The organism is Teredinibacter haidensis (genome assembly GCF_014211975.1).
Taxonomy (GTDB): domain Bacteria; phylum Pseudomonadota; class Gammaproteobacteria; order Pseudomonadales; family Cellvibrionaceae; genus Teredinibacter; species Teredinibacter haidensis.
Genome location: NZ_CP060084.1, coordinates 4,370,006 through 4,383,847 on the forward strand (window position 1 = coordinate 4,370,006; position 13,842 = coordinate 4,383,847).

At 49.1% G+C, this 13,842-nt stretch carries 14 protein-coding genes and 1 pseudogene; 5 read left to right on the plus strand and 10 right to left on the minus strand.

Annotation, left to right across the window (positions count from 1 at the left end):
* Positions 1-38: 38 nt before the first annotated feature.
* Positions 39-1,364, minus strand: coding sequence for a sensor histidine kinase (locus H5715_RS17855; RefSeq protein WP_075184885.1), 1,326 nt, complete (start codon positions 1,362-1,364; stop codon positions 39-41).
* Positions 1,361-2,068, minus strand: a complete 708-nt coding sequence (locus H5715_RS17860) for a response regulator transcription factor (RefSeq protein WP_075184886.1) — start codon at positions 2,066-2,068, stop codon at positions 1,361-1,363. The genes H5715_RS17855 and H5715_RS17860 overlap by 4 nt, the downstream gene beginning before the upstream one ends.
* A gap of 122 nt (positions 2,069-2,190) precedes the next feature.
* Here H5715_RS17860 and H5715_RS17865 point away from each other — a divergent pair, with 122 nt between their 5' ends.
* Positions 2,191-2,646, plus strand: a complete 456-nt coding sequence (locus H5715_RS17865; RefSeq protein WP_185906567.1) for a Spy/CpxP family protein refolding chaperone — start codon at positions 2,191-2,193, stop codon at positions 2,644-2,646.
* Positions 2,647-2,700: 54 nt separating this feature from the next.
* Here H5715_RS17865 and H5715_RS17870 read toward each other — a convergent pair whose 3' ends face one another.
* From H5715_RS17870 to H5715_RS17885, 4 genes are all read right to left on the minus strand, one after another.
* On the minus strand, positions 2,701-2,922 hold the full coding sequence (locus tag H5715_RS17870) for a DUF6316 family protein (RefSeq protein WP_075184887.1): 222 nt from the start codon (positions 2,920-2,922) through the stop codon (positions 2,701-2,703).
* A 253-nt stretch (positions 2,923-3,175) separates the two neighbouring features.
* Positions 3,176-4,057 (minus strand): divergent polysaccharide deacetylase family protein, encoded by an 882-nt coding sequence (locus tag H5715_RS17875; protein WP_075184888.1) that lies wholly within the window; start codon positions 4,055-4,057, stop codon positions 3,176-3,178.
* On the minus strand, positions 4,054-5,343 hold the full coding sequence (locus H5715_RS17880) for a S41 family peptidase (RefSeq protein ID WP_075184990.1): 1,290 nt from the start codon (positions 5,341-5,343) through the stop codon (positions 4,054-4,056). Before H5715_RS17880 ends, H5715_RS17875 begins: the two co-directional genes overlap by 4 nt.
* Positions 5,344-5,458: 115 nt before the next feature.
* Positions 5,459-6,607, minus strand: a complete 1,149-nt coding sequence (locus tag H5715_RS17885) for a murein hydrolase activator EnvC family protein (protein WP_075184889.1) — start codon at positions 6,605-6,607, stop codon at positions 5,459-5,461.
* A 219-nt stretch (positions 6,608-6,826) separates the two neighbouring features.
* Between H5715_RS17885 and gpmA the strand changes: the two genes are divergently transcribed.
* From gpmA to H5715_RS17905, 4 genes are all read left to right on the plus strand, one after another.
* Positions 6,827-7,573 (plus strand): 2,3-diphosphoglycerate-dependent phosphoglycerate mutase, encoded by a 747-nt coding sequence (gene gpmA / locus H5715_RS17890; RefSeq protein ID WP_075184890.1) that lies wholly within the window; start codon positions 6,827-6,829, stop codon positions 7,571-7,573.
* Between the two features lie 128 nt (positions 7,574-7,701).
* Positions 7,702-8,103: a rhodanese-like domain-containing protein gene (locus H5715_RS17895; protein WP_075184991.1), complete on the plus strand. Its 402-nt coding sequence runs from the start codon at positions 7,702-7,704 to the stop codon at positions 8,101-8,103.
* Positions 8,104-8,164: 61 nt separating this feature from the next.
* Positions 8,165-8,680 carry a protein-export chaperone SecB gene (secB, locus tag H5715_RS17900; protein WP_075184891.1) on the plus strand — a complete coding sequence of 172 codons (516 nt, stop codon included), beginning with the start codon at positions 8,165-8,167 and terminating at the stop codon, positions 8,678-8,680.
* Positions 8,681-8,813: 133 nt separating this feature from the next.
* The gene (locus H5715_RS17905) at positions 8,814-9,293 is read left to right on the plus strand and encodes a hypothetical protein (RefSeq protein ID WP_139309739.1); all 480 of its coding nucleotides are present in this window, start codon (positions 8,814-8,816) and stop codon (positions 9,291-9,293) included.
* Between the two features lie 221 nt (positions 9,294-9,514).
* On the opposite strand, the gene glnG is transcribed toward H5715_RS17905, so the two are convergent.
* From glnG to H5715_RS20445, 4 genes and pseudogenes are all read right to left on the minus strand, one after another.
* The gene (gene glnG, locus H5715_RS17910; protein WP_075184893.1) at positions 9,515-10,930 is read right to left on the minus strand and encodes a nitrogen regulation protein NR(I); all 1,416 of its coding nucleotides are present in this window, start codon (positions 10,928-10,930) and stop codon (positions 9,515-9,517) included.
* Positions 10,923-12,032: a nitrogen regulation protein NR(II) gene (glnL, locus tag H5715_RS17915; protein WP_221892317.1), complete on the minus strand. Its 1,110-nt coding sequence runs from the start codon at positions 12,030-12,032 to the stop codon at positions 10,923-10,925. Before glnL ends, glnG begins: the two co-directional genes overlap by 8 nt.
* A 611-nt stretch (positions 12,033-12,643) precedes the next feature.
* Positions 12,644-13,459 (minus strand): putative bifunctional diguanylate cyclase/phosphodiesterase, encoded by an 816-nt coding sequence (locus tag H5715_RS17920; RefSeq protein WP_281388218.1) that lies wholly within the window; start codon positions 13,457-13,459, stop codon positions 12,644-12,646.
* Between the two features lie 24 nt (positions 13,460-13,483).
* Positions 13,484-13,834, minus strand: a pseudogene (locus H5715_RS20445) (diguanylate cyclase domain-containing protein); the annotation flags it as partial.
* Positions 13,835-13,842 lie beyond the last annotated feature (8 nt).

Sequence of the window (13,842 nt, forward strand, 5' to 3'; positions counted from 1 at the left end):
GCCGGGGTTAGCCTCAAGTAGCCTGCGAGTGTAACACCCTAGGACGATAATCCGGGTATTTTACAGCTAACCACTAAGCCACCCTCTGGGTGGTTTTTTATTTCCAGGTCACCTTTGTGCTTTTCAAGCGCTCTTTTGGCGATGCTCAAGCCCAGGCCAAAACCGTTGGTGTGCATCTGGTTTCCCGAGCGGTAAAAGGGCTTTAATAATTTCTCGATTTCGGTTTCGTTCACGCCGGGACCATGGTCTCGTATTTGAATCAATACGATTTTTTCTTCGTTTTTTATCTCAATTTCAATAACTGAATCGTCGGGTGAATATTTGCAGGCATTGCGCAGAATATTATCCAATGCGCCCGCCAGTGCATTGGGGTAAGCAGCAATATCCAATGCTTTTGTCGGTTGAATACACTTGAATTCCCGCACGGGAAATTCAAACTTCAAGTTATTGATAAGGTCGTTAATCAAGATTGCAATATTGAGCTGTTCACGCGTTTCGTTGTCGCGATTTAAGCGTGAGTAGTCTAGGATTTGTTGAATCAACTGATTAATTCGATCACATTCGTGGTGCAGGCGGTCGGTGTATTCTGAATTTGCCGACTGTTGTTCAAGAAGAGCCGCGCTAGCCTGCAGGCGCGCTAGTGGCGCACGTAACTCGTGTGATACATCGTGTAATAATTGTTGTTGTGCCGCGAGTGTGGATTCAACCTGATTGGTCATATAATCCATATCTACGGCGAGATCCCCCAGCTCATCGCCTCTTCTCAGGAATTTTTTGTCGATACGGGCCTTTGCGTTGCCCTGGGCGTAAGTGCGGCTAAATTGACCCAGAGCTTTTAGCGGGCGCGTGATGCTCCAGCTTAAAATGGCACTTACAAAAGTCGAGGCAATTAAAATTAAAATAAATTGTAGGGAGTAGAAGCGCATAGCAACTTCTTTTACAAAAGTGGGCACGCGTGGTTTGAGTGTAAATACGGTATAGCGATTGCCTCTATCGCTTTCTAGTTCAAATTTTACTACTGGTGTGGAGGGGGGGTCCCGAAAACGGTGTTTGAATATCGCTTTACCCTGCTGGTCCACAATTTTTAATCCCTCACCGCGCGGCCCTCTATTAAAGGGTGAGGGAGGTTCGGGCATCGAATGTCGCAGGCGCTGGGGTTGGAATTGGCGAGGTAAATCGATACCGTCTTCATGGCGGCGAATAATATCCTCGGCAATGTTCAAGATCATTTGCTGATGTCGTTCTAAAAACTGTGCGCCCTCCAGTTTACGTGTAACAACATAGGCAGTTGCGAACATAATGGTCAGGCTGGCGAGCCAGAAGGCGAGGAATATTCGCCAGAAAATACGGTTAAAAGCTTTCACTGGCGCTCTTCAATAATCATTTGGTAGCCGATACCGCGAATAGATTTAATTGTATCCTCAATATTTGCTGAGGAAAGTTTTTGGCGCAGGCGGCTGATGTGAACATCGATACTGCGATCGTAGGCTTCGAGCTTGCGGTGCAGGACTTTTTCGGTGAGTTCCTGTTTGGATAGGGTTTGTCCTGCTTGCTGCATCAGCAATTGCAGGGTATTAAACTCAGCACTGGTGAGTTTTAAGGGCTGCTGGTTGACGGTAACACTGAAGGTGCCGGGGTTTAGTTCTATGCCGTGAAGGGATAGGCCTGCTCCAGGGGTATTCTGTGCTTGGGGTTGAGAGCGTCGCAAGACAGCCCGGATACGTGCTGCCAGTTCACGCGGATTACAGGGCTTGCCTAGATAATCGTCGGCACCCATTTCCAGGCCGAGGATTCGGTCGATATCATCGCCGCGCCCCGTAAGCATAATAATGGGAATATCACTCTGGGGGCGAAGTTGGCGCAATACATCCAAGCCAGACATGCCGGGCATCATGATATCCAATACAAGGGCTGCGAACGAGCTGTCGGCTTTGAGGGCTGCAAGGGCTTCTTCGCCGCTGTTGGCGCTATCGGCTCTGTAGCCTTCACCTGTCAGGTATTCAGTCAGTAAATGGCAAAGCTCTTTGTCATCATCGACCAGTAGTATTTTAGGGGTTTTATTTTCCATAAGCTTACTTTACCGGTTGCGGCGTAGGATTCATTTGGCTTTACCTAACTTTACACAGGGTTAACCCAACTTAGCACTGTTTGGGCGCAAACTGGAGTCACAGTCAGAGAGGAGAACTACCGATGAAAAAATTGATACCTACAATGATAGCTGCACTGCTAATTGGTTCAACGGCGGTAGCCGTTGCCGGACCCTTCGGCCCCCGTTGTGGTGGTGGAGGCGACGGAGACATGCGTATGTTGATGCTTGATAAAGTTGTTGATCTTACCGATGAACAAAAAACCGCTCTTGAGGCGCTGAAAGATGATATGACCCCGGGCAACGGTGCTGGTAGAGGACAGAGAGGCGCGATGGGTATTATGTTGCTGGATACGGCGGCCGACGATTACCAGTTGCAGGTGGAAGAGCTGGCAAATACTGCCGCCGAACGTGCCCGCGAGCGAGTACTGCAGAAAGCCGAAGTCCATGCTCAGGTGCAAGCCATATTAACGGAAGAGCAGCGCGCGGAGCTTAAGGCGTTTCACCAGGAAGTGAGGGAGACTAAAAAAGGTAAAGGGCAGAGGGGGAATTGGGAATAGGCCCCTTTCGTTGACCACCGATAAAACGGGAGGCTCAGCCTCCCGTTTTTTGTATTACGCGGCCTTTCCTGCGTAGCGTCCCAAGGTTTGGATAACCTCGGGTTCGGCGTGTAGGATAAAGTCGATAAAATCACTCGCGCCAGTTTCGGCTTCGTGATGGGTATCGAATGGTCCAATATCTACGCCTTCTCGAGTGCTGTAATACCAGTACTCACCTTTTTGAAAAAAGCGTTTTGAACGGCCAGGTACGCCGCCGTCTTCACCAATTCTGTTCATGATTTGTCTCCTTAAGCAATCTCTTTCCATGGATTCAATACAGTACAAGCAACCAAATGCACATCCGGCTTGACCGGTATTTTGCTCGAGCAAGCGACTACTGTAGGGCCAACTCTCGTGCGCTTGGACAGGCGTTCCAAGGTTAATACACGAGAACATAGGCCAAATTATAGGCAGGTTGCCCTTTTCCGCAGCCCATATTCGGTTGAAGTGAGAACTGCGTCACAAAAAAACTGTGATGTTATCGAATTCATCATTTTGGCGCGGGATAAGCGGTTGGAAGTTCGGTATGAGTGGTTTTTTGTGCAATTGTGGCTTGTTGCTGCTGTGCTTCCAATAGTGTGGATACGCGTACCAATTGAATACCGTCGACTTTCAGCTGCGGCAATTGCTGCTCGAGGACCGCCAGTGTTTCTGGGTAGGGGTGGCCGATGGCCACGGCGAAGCCCCGCTTGCGCGCAAGCGACTGAGCTTTTTTCAGTTGCGCACGAATGGCCTCGGGACGGCGAATGTTGTCGAGAAAAATATCGCGAGCCCCCTGAGGGACGCCCGTCTGCCTGGCGATTTCGCTGGCGACACTGTCGGCGGTCGTGCGACTGTCAATAAAGTAGATTTGTTGCTCTACCAGCATATCCATTAGCCAGTTCATGTGTTCCTGGCGCTGGGTTAGCAGGCTGCCGCCGTGATTATTCAGCCCACTTGCGTAGGGAACGGCGCCCAGCATTTTGGTGCTCAGGGTTATTAGCTCATCTCTATCCATTTCTGCGCGCAGTGCGGGCTCCCAGGGCCGGGACTCCAGGGTTTCCATTGGCGCATGTACCATAATTTCGCGTTTATGCTGATGGGCAAGCTCGGCAAGCCGGGTGCCGTAAGGAGTGAAAGGTATGATGGCGAAGGTTAGCTCACTGTCCATGGCCAACAAGCGCCTACCGGCATCCATCTGGTAGCCGAGGTCGTCGATGATAATGGCAACCATCGGTTTGTTGTTTATTTCGGTGGGAAGAGGGCAGCTATATCGCCACAACTCATCCGGGTTGGTGTTGGCTTGAGTAAAGAAGGGTAATAAACACAAAGTCCACCCGCATTGTCTAATGAGGGTGGAGGGTTTTATTGCGCGTAAAAAATCGGCGATCACTCGCTGTCGCTAACAGAGGTCTTAATATTTGCCCCCTGGCGAAATAAATTCAGGCTTTTCAGAATATTCAGAGCCTCGTAAAGCTGACTATCTTTATTGTGTAGATCGGTCTCGGATATATCATCATTGGAATTGACTTCCTTGCCGCCGCGCGTGTTTTTTAAGTGGCCGCTCAGGTCGGCTTCTTTTATGTTCGCGCGTGGTCTTACGGCAGTTATGCGCACACGCTCAACTGTAATATCGGGTTCGATGCCCTGGGCCTGAATCGAGCGTCCACTGGGGGTGTAGTAGAGAGCAGTGGTCAGCTTTACGGCGCGGTCATCGGTGATAGGGATAACGGTTTGTACCGAGCCTTTACCGAAGCTGCGTGTTCCCAGTACCAAGGCTCGACGATGATCTTGCAATGCACCGGCAACAATTTCAGAGGCCGAGGCAGAACCGTCGTTTACTAGTACCACCATAGGTAAACCATCGCTAACATCGCCTGGTGTTGCTTTGTACTCGATATTGCTGTCGGGCAATCGGCCCTCGGTGTAGACCACCATTCCCGAGTCTAAGAATAAATCGGCAACGCCAACAGATGCCTGTAAAACACCGCCTGGATTGTTGCGCAGATCCAGCACTAGGCCTTTAAGGTCTTTATGTTTTTTGATCAGCTTTTTATATTCTGTTTTCAAATCCTGCGCCGTATTGACCTGGAACTGGGCAATACGTAGGTAGCCAAAATCGTTTTCCAGAACTTCCGAGCGCACACTGCGAACTTTAATAATATCTCTTTCCAGGGTGATATCGAAGGGTTGCTCCATGCCTTCGCGCACGATAGTCAGCACAATTTCGCTGCCTTTTTCTCCACGCATTTTTTCCACGGATTCGTCTAGCGTAAGGCCTTTAATGGTGACATTGTCGAGTTTGATAATCAGGTCGCCAGCTTCCACACCGCCACGGGCAGCAGGCGTGTCATCGATGGGGGATATCACTTTTATAAAACCATTTTCCATACCCACTTCGATCCCCAGGCCACCGAATTCTCCGGTGGTGTGCACCTGTAGATCATCGTAGGATGACGCGTCGAGGAAGGCAGAGTGGGGGTCTAGTTGCTCGAGCATGCCTCGTATGGCGTACTCCAGTAATGTTTGATCGTCTATCTCATCTATATAGGCGCGACGAATATGGTCGTAGGTTTTGGTAAATACGCGCAGATCTTCGAGAGGCAATACACTGACGGTCTCCTCGGGTTGTTGTTCTGTTGTGCTCTCCGGTTCGGCGTAAGTAAGGGGTGCGAACAGGCAGCAGCTTAAAGTGATGACTGCTAAAAAGTGGGGTTTGGATAGCACTGTATGGATCTCCTAAAAAGTGCGCGATAGTGATTAAAATACTTGTTTTATTAGGTCGTTAAACCCCTTAAGCGGGTTTAAACCAATTTTTAGGGTTGGTAGGTTGGCCCTTGTAGCGCAATTCAAAGTATAGGGCCGATTGCTGCTGGCCACCGCTGTTACCCACCGAGGCAATGGTTTCTCCGACATTCACCCATTCGCCCAGTTCCTTGTAGAGCGCCTGGTTGTGGGCGTAAAGGCTCATATAGCCGTTGCCGTGATCGATGATAATGAGCAGACCGTGGCCGCGTAGGTAATCGGAAAATACAATGCGCCCGTAATGTACTGCCGAAACGGGTGAGCCTTCGGCGGAGCGAATCAGCATTCCCTGCCAGGCAACCTTATTAGTGACCCGCGATGCGCCAAAGTGTTTGATTACGCTGCCTTTTGTAGGCCAGGGCAGTTTACCTTTGAAGGAGGAAAACTGGCCGGATTCAGGCACTTTAATATCGTCCAGCCAGGCGGTCACCTGGTTCAGCAGTTCTTCGAGGCGGCTTCGATCCTGCACCATGGTTTTTAGCTGGTGATCGCCACTGGCAATGCTGGAATTCAGTTGGCTAAGCGTCGCTTTTCTTTTTTTTTGAGCCTGTGTCAGCTGCTGGTATTGAGCATCCAGCTGGCGGTGGTTCTGCGCCAGCTTTTCCGTTTGAAAGGCAATTTCCGGCTCGATCAGATTGATACGCTCGATGGTTTGGGTAAACTCGCCAATACGATCCGAGCGAGCGCGAATCATATAGTCGTAATACTTGATATTGCGGGAAACGACGGTAGGGTCCTGTTGATTTAGTAGTAGCCGAAGACTGCTTTGCTGCCCCAGGCGATAGGCGGCGTTAATATGTTGCCCCACCTGGGCCTGCTGCGAGCGCTTGCGCGTATTAAGCTGACTGCGCTCATCGCGTAGCTCATTCAACGTTTGCTTCCGTTCATTCAACTCACTTTTGAGCTTCGTTGCCTTCTTGCTCAGTTCGCCAACACTTTTTTCTGCTTGCTCCAGTGTTTGTAGGAGTTTGTCGCGGTTGCTTTTGGTTGCTTCCAGCTCAGACTTAAGCTCTGCAATCGCCTGTTTTACTTTCTGCAGTTTTTCCCTGTCGGCCTTTTCATCGGCGAAAGCTCCCTGGCTGTAGAGTAAGGCTGCGGTACAGATGAAGGCAATTGGAATAAACAGGCGATTTATCATGGAGCGAAGTGTAACCCAAAATTATAGGAGGTGAGGGGGTATAAAGGCTTATCACTGGGTTTTTGATCTCTGTCGAGCGATTTTTGGGCGTCGCTCTGGATTTTCAGCCCTCAATCTAGGATCATTGCGCGCGAAAAACCACGGAACCACGGGCTCGCCTGTGAGCCAGAAATATCTCAGGATTGCTCGACGGTTCCCCAACTCTCAGAGGGCAGATATATGTATAAGTTGGTATTAATTCGCCACGGTGAAAGCCAGTGGAACCTGGAAAACCGTTTTACCGGTTGGCACGATGTTGATCTGACCGAAGCGGGCGTAGCTCAGGCGCGAAACGGTGGTCGCCTGTTGAAAGAGGCAGGTTTTGATTTCGATTTGGCTTATTCCTCGGTACTGACACGTGCCATGCGCACCTTGTCTTTGGCTCTGGAAGAAATGGGCCTAATGTGGCTGCCAACTCAGCGTCACTGGCGCCTGAACGAGCGTCACTACGGCGCGCTTACCGGCATGGATAAAGCAGAAACTGCCGCTAAGCACGGCGATGAGCAAGTTAAAATCTGGCGTCGCAGCTTCGATGTACCACCACCCGAAGTCGAAGAAGACAGTGAACATTTCCCCGGGCACGATCGCCGTTATCAGGGTATCGACCCTCGCATTCTGCCAAAAGCTGAAAGCCTGGCGCTGACCATCGACCGAGTGCTTCCTTACTGGCATGACGTGATTCGCCCCTCCATCCTCGACGGCAAGCGCGTAATTATTGCGGCTCACGGCAATAGTCTGCGCGCCCTGGTGAAATATCTCGACGGTATGAGCGATGAAGAGGTGCTCGAGTTGAATATTCCTACCGGTGTTCCTCTGGTCTACGACCTGGATGAAAATCTGAATCCTATTAAGAAAGAATACCTGGGTGATCCAGAAGCCATTAAAGCGATGATGGCTGCGGTAGCCAAACAGGGCCAAGCGAAGTAACTGTCGCTTAAGCTCTTTACAGGCGCAGTTGGTGGAGAGCCAACTGCGCCTGTTTCATTTCGGGCTATCGTGTATACTCGCGCACCGATATTCAATTAATCTGGCAAAGGTTTCTACTCGTGGATTTTATGGTTTTTATAGGGGATCAGTGGATACTGGTTTCTATCGTATCAGTACTTGCGGCAGCACTTATCGTTGTGGAAGGCCGCAAGGGTGGTAAAGCGCTTTCTCATCACGAAATAACGCGGCTGGTCAACAGTGGCGATGCTGTGATTGTGGATGTTCGCGAGAGCAAAGAATTCAATGCCGGTCATATTGTGGATGCGATCAATATTCCTCACGTTAAACTTGCTGATCGTGCTTCGGAGCTGGAAAAACACCGGGCTAAGACTCTGATTGTTGTCGATAAAATGGGCCAGCATGCCGGTGCCTCAGGTAAAGCGCTAAAAGACAAAGGTTTTATCGTTACTCGCATGCAAGGTGGGATGTCGGAATGGCAAAACCAGAATTTGCCCGTGGTTAAAGGTTGATATTTTTTCGATCAGCCCAACATTATTCAGGCATATAAAATACAGATAAAAAGGCATAACCATGGCAGAAGAAAATCAGAGTTCAGAACAACAAACTGCTGGAGAAGGGCAGGCTGCCGCTCCGCAATTCGCAATTAAGCGCGTTTACGCAAAAGACATCTCTTTCGAATCTCCCCAGGGTATTAAAGCGTTCTCTTCCCAGTGGCAACCCAAAGTTAGCCAGGATTTGAATACTCAGGTTGATAAGGTAGATGACAATCACTTTGAGGTGGTTTTAAAACTCACCGTGACGGTTAAGATGGATGATGATAAAACAGCTTTCCTTGCCGAAGTACATCAGGCTGGATTGTTTGAAGTTTCCGGTGTAGAGGGCGTTCCCCTGCAGCATTTGGTGACGTCTGCATGTCCACAGATCTTGTTCCCATACGCGCGTGAAGCAATCGACAACCTGGCAACTCGTGGTGGTTTCCCTCCACTTAACCTACCCCCGGTTAATTTCGATATGTTATTTGCCCAGGCAGTGGCCAAGGCCAAAGCTGATGCCGAAGCTGCTGGCGCGACAGAAACACAGCAGTAGTTTATTTTAGGCAAAAAAAAGGGGCTTTTTAGCCCCTTTTTTTTGCCTAAAATAAACTCACATGCTATTCAGGATTGATTCAGGCATCCGCCCCTAAACTGTCCCTGTACTGAGAAAACAAGAGGGACAGAATATGAAAACCTATTGCACCATCATTGCCGCAGCCATTGTTCTTGTATTTGCTTCCGTAGCTAATGCCGCACCAGATAATGGGCGAGAGCATCGCTCATCTAACGAGCAACGGGGGCAGAGTCATAGGCAGGATAAAGCGCCTGGGGCTGTACAGCACAAGCCGCATCATAGAGTTGAAAGACACGTTGAACAGCACCGCCGCAGGGATCTTGCTCATGCTAAACGTGACTCTCATCGCCGTGAGGTACATCGCCAGCACTTGGACCGCAAGTACTCCCGGGCATATCGCCATAACGATCACCGGAACCACCATAAGTCTCACAATCGTGTGATTTGGAATGTGAATTTGGATCTTAGTCCCAGCTACCAGAATCGCACATGGATCTATTTCCAGCGAGACTATAACGGCCAATGTTTCCGAGTGGAAGAAAGACCAGACCGGGAAGTCTGGATAGAAGTGCCCCACTACAAATGTTCATAAAATAAAAAGGCGCCCTAACAGCATTGCTGCCTACAATGCGCAATTGCCAAAGGGCGCGTTGCACTTATCATTGGACGTACCTGGCGTTGAGCGGTTAGGAATTCGATATTCAAGTGCCGCGAACTGCCATCAACACATCTGAGGGCTGGCGTTATAAACACCTAGCCGATATCTTCAGAATGTGTGTGACCGTTGAGATCTTAAGCTGCATCCCTGATGTTTTACTCTTCTTCTCCGCTTGCCATTCCTAGCTCTTTTAGTTTGCGTGTCAGCGTATTTCTCCCCCAGCCCAATAGGTTTGCTGCGTCTCGCTTTCGACCGGCAGTATGCTTAAGGGCTGTTTCTATAAGCGCGCGTTCGAATGTGGGAACGGCCTCTGAAAGAATTTCTTTTTGCCCACAGGCCAGGGCCTGATCAGCCCAGTGTCGAAGAGCTTTGTCCCAATCGCCGCTCGGCGCTGTCGCCCGTTTCACTTCCATAAGTTCTGGCGGTAAATCCTGGATATGGACTTCGCGGCCGGAGGCCATTACGGTAATCCAGCGACAGGTATTTTCCAGCTGCCTGACATTGCCCGGCCAGCTCAGGTTTGCAAGATAGGCTTCCGTTTCCGAGGTAAGAATTTTTGTTTCCACATCCAGTTCACTGGCTGCGCGGCGTAGAAAATGTTGGGCCAGCTTGGGGATGTCTTCGCGGCGGTCGGCCATTTTGGGTAGGTGGATGCGAATTACATTTAAGCGGTGGAATAGGTCTTCTCGGAAGTGGTTTTCCTCGACCAATTTTTCTAAATTCTGGTGTGTCGCAGCAATAATACGGACATCAACTTTTATGGCTGTGTGGCCGCCGACGCGATAAAACTCGCCATCGGCCAATACGCGTAGTAAGCGAGTTTGGGTTTCGGCGGGCATATCTCCAATTTCATCTAGAAACAGGGTGCCGCCATCGGCCTGCTGGAAGCGACCTTGACGCTGTGCTCCAGCACCCGTAAAGGAGCCCTTCTCGTGGCCGAACAATTCCGATTCAATAAGATCACGCGGAATTGCGGCCATATTTAGGGCGATAAAGGGACCATCTCTGCGTGGGCTGTGCTTGTGTAGGGCTTGTGCGACCAGCTCTTTACCTGTTCCAGATTCACCGTTAATTAATACGGTAATATTGGATTGCGACAAGCGTCCAATTGCACGAAACACTTCTTGCATCGCCGGTGCTTCACCAATAATTTCAGTATCGATTTCGGGCTCCAGTGCCTGAATATCTTGCTGCTGCTCATTAGCGTGTGCCAATGCCCGCTGGGTGACGGCAACAGCTTCATCGACATCGAAAGGCTTTGGCAGGTATTCAAAAGCACCGCCCTGATAGGCGGAAACAGCGCTGTCCAGATCCGAGTGCGCGGTCATAATAATAATGGGCAATTCCGGGTGCTCTTTGTGCAAGTTAGATAGTAAGGCTAAACCATCTGTACCGGGCATACGGATATCACTAATAATGGCGTTGGGCCGGTTGTTTTGAATTTGCGCCAGGGCTTTGTCGCCATTTTCAAAGCTTTGCGTGGTTATGCCAGACTGCTGAAGTGCTTTTTCAAGTACCCAGCGAATGGAGCGGTCGTCATCAATAATCCATACCAGATTTGGTTTATGCATGGTCATTTTCCAAAGGTAAATAAAGGGTAAATTCCGTTCGGCCTTTTTCGCTAGTGCACTCAACCAGGCCGTTATGCTGGCCAACTAAATTTTGCGCAATCGCAAGCCCAAGCCCTGTTCCCTCGGCTCGGCCGGTGATCATGGGGAAGAAAATATCTTCGATTAGGCCGGGTGGGATTCCCGGTCCGTTATCGACAATCGAAATCTTTGCCACCAATGGATAATAATGTCGGCCAATGGTGAAGCGTCTTTGAATGCGAGTAATAAAATCGATGGTCAGCGAGCCTTCCACCGTGTTTTTATTTTCTGTCAGTGCCTGCATAGCATTGCGAGTGATATTCAGCACTGCCTGAATCAACTGTGATTTGTCGGCACTGATATCGGGAATACTGGGGTCGTAGTCGCATTTTATCTTGATACCTGAGCCAACCTCGGCTTTAAGCATTGATTGCACATGTGCGAGCACTTCATGAATATTCAAGTGTTCGCGTTTATTGGATTTGTGTGGCCCGAGCATGCGATCCACCAAGTCTCGCAGGCGGTCGGTTTCCTCGATAATAATGCGGGTGTATTCTTCTAAATCGGCACTTGCCAGCTCGCGGGAGAGAAGCTGGGCTGCGCCACGAATACCACCCAGAGGATTTTTGATTTCGTGAGCCATGCTGCGCACCAGGTTGCGGGATGTTTCCTGGGAGGAGAGCATGGCTTCCTCGCGGCTGATTCGCAGCAGGCGATCCAATGGCTGCACTTCGACGACCACATCGCCAAACTCAGCGCTTGGTGTCACGGAGTAATCGACGGTTATGGTGGTTTGATTGTGTAAAATCCAGTTGGCTTTGCGCGTCGTGAAATTCCTGTTTTCTTTTAACGCTTGGGACAGGGAGAGTGGAGTGCCGTCCGCGCTTGAAAACAGGACATGAATAGGTTTGCCATAGATTTTACTGCCGCTCACGCCTAGAGTCATTTCCGCGGAAGCGTTCATGTGTTGGATAAACAGGTTATGATCCAGCACGATAACGGCCGTCATAAGGCTATCCAAGATTTGTTGGTATTTTTCGTTTGTCACGTAAAAGATCCAGAGGCTAGGCCTAGTGGCAGCCATTTTTTATAGCTGAATGCAATAAATAAACCACAATTCGCTGTGGCATGCTTATCTGCGGTGCAGTATTTTTTCTTTGTTTTAAAAGCGCCTTCTATGCGCTTATTGTGTTGCGATAATCACGCTTACCATACCTATTTGGCGGTTAAGACATTATCAGGCTTTGTATTGTCATGATGCAGTGTAAGCACCACGATGGGAGCTGCCCTTGTTGATGTACGTATTTTTGCACAAAAATACAGCAATATCTTTAGTTTGCACGATATAAGTGCATTATATTGGTGCGGGTGATAGTAGTATCGTCGTCGAATGTGACTAGCGGTGTATTCAATTGATAAGGGTGAGGCGGTCGTTAAGATCTTTTGGTGGGGTTAAGGTAAACATTAGAGGATCGAGGGGCTCATTGTGAATGGCTAGTGGACGATGAGAGACCGTTTTGACTCATTTTCCAGGCCTGCCCCAGTTTTGGTTTGAGCACACAGGACAGCGAGTACCCCGAGGTTGCTGGTGCACTGTCTGACAATCATTCTTGCTTTGTAGGGTTCTGTCCTTCGGGTGGGAGGTTATACGATTTTAAATGTCCCGGTGGTCTGGCTGCGTTAAGATACCTTTTGTTAAAGTAATCGTATTTTCTCCAGCATAAACTCTGTCGCTTTTTCCGCCGGAAACGGTCGGCCAATAAAATACCCCTGCCCATAGTCACAGCCGCAGGCGGTTAGAATATCCATCTGCTCCTGAGTTTCTATGCCTTCTGCAACTACTTGCATATTCAGGTTGTGGGCCAGTGAAATTGTTGCTCGAACAATTTCATGTGCGCCATCGGTTTCTGCGTTTGCATTCGTTAGCGCATCGACGAAAGAGCGGTCTATTTTTAGCGCTTGAACCGGAAACTTGTCCAGGTAACTTAGTGAAGAGTAGCCCGTGCCGAAATCGTCGATAGCCAATTCAATACCTTGCTCACGAAAATTTTCGAGCAGTTTATGGACGATATCCGTGTTTTCCATAAGTGCTGATTCGGTGAGTTCCAGTTTTATCCGGTTTCTATCTACGCCCGTATCCCGGAATAAGTCGTTCATTGCTTCTATTAAGTTGGATTGGGTTAATTGTAGTGGTGAGAAATTTACGGCGATACTGGGCAGGCTCTTTTTTCCTACCACGGGAGTCCATGCTTTCAGTTGAAGGCAGGCTTGTTTTAGTACCCACAAACCAATATCAAATATCAGCCCGATATCTTCAGCGATCGGAATAAATTTATCAGGGGGAATCATGCCTTTTTCGGGGTGTTCCCAGCGTATTAAAGCCTCGTAGCCGTGAAGCTGGCCTGAAGTAAGAGATACAATGGGTTGATAAACCACTTTAAATTGATTTAATTCGAAGGCCTTGTATAGATACTCTTCCAACTCACAAATTTCTTGCGTGTGGTGTCGCATTTTTTCGTCAAACAGTTGATAGCTGCCACGCCCCTTGTCCTTTGCGTGGTACATGGCAATATCGGCATCTCGAATAATGGATTCCGAGTTTTTGTATTGCTCGCCACAAATTAGAACACCAATACTCACACGAAAATATATTTGCATCTGCCTAACAATAAAAGGTTCTTCAAAGGCGCCAATAATTTTCTGTGCTATTGATTCAATATCGGATTCGTGCTCAAAATGGTCTGCTACGATAGTGAATTCGTCTCCGCCCAGGCGAACAATATGCTGATCTTCGCTTAGGATTTCGATCAGTCTCTTGGAAACCTCAACTAGTAATAAATCACCCAATATATGACCGTGAGTGTCGTTGACTTTTTTGAAATGATCGCCATCTA